This window comes from Agrobacterium sp. MCAB5, assembly GCF_052114365.1.
GTDB classification, from domain to species: Bacteria; Pseudomonadota; Alphaproteobacteria; order Rhizobiales; family Rhizobiaceae; genus Agrobacterium; species Agrobacterium tumefaciens.
Genome location: NZ_JBFREP010000178.1, coordinates 1 through 543 on the forward strand (window position 1 = coordinate 1; position 543 = coordinate 543).

The following is a 543-nucleotide window of genomic DNA, read 5'->3' on the forward strand; positions in this document are numbered from 1 at the left end:
CCGTAAACGCAGGACGTGGTCGGACGTCGAGAAGATTGAGATCCTTTCCGCTAGTAACGAGGTCGGCGCCAACATTTCTGAGGTTGCCAGGGCGTTCGGTGTCAGTCGGGGTTTACTGGGGATTTGGCGGAAGAGTGCTGGATTGACGACCACCGGATCGCGGCCTCGCTCTATAGGCACTGGCTTCGTCCCGGTTGTCGTCGACCAAGGCAGCACCTTGAAGGGCGGCGAATCTCAAGGATCCGCTGGGCGTATCGAGATCGTTCTGGATGGTGCGCGCGCCATCATTGACGGATCGGTTCCACCATCTCTGGCAAGTGCGGTCATCTGCGCGCTGCGAGAAAGACGTTGATCGCCTTTTCATCAATGCCACGGATCATGGTCGCGACACAGCCCGTCGATTTTCGGAAGGGTATGAATGGCCTCGTCGCATTGGTGGCATCTGCTCTGGCGGCCGACCCCTATTGTGGTGATATATTCGTATTTCGCGCCAAACGTGGTGATCGTCTCCGGTGCCTCTATTGGGACGGATCAGGAATGATC

Annotated in this window: 2 protein-coding genes; both read left to right on the forward strand. The window is 57.5% G+C overall.

Translation table 11 applies throughout. The annotated features are described in order from the left end of the window. A partial coding sequence (locus AB4Z23_RS28075) for a transposase (protein WP_441361256.1) occupies positions 1–352 on the forward strand: 352 nt, incomplete at its 5' end. 14 nt (positions 353–366) lie between these two features. Then, the coding region (gene tnpB / locus AB4Z23_RS28080; protein WP_441361257.1) for an IS66 family insertion sequence element accessory protein TnpB at positions 367–543 on the forward strand (177 nt) is incomplete at its 3' end.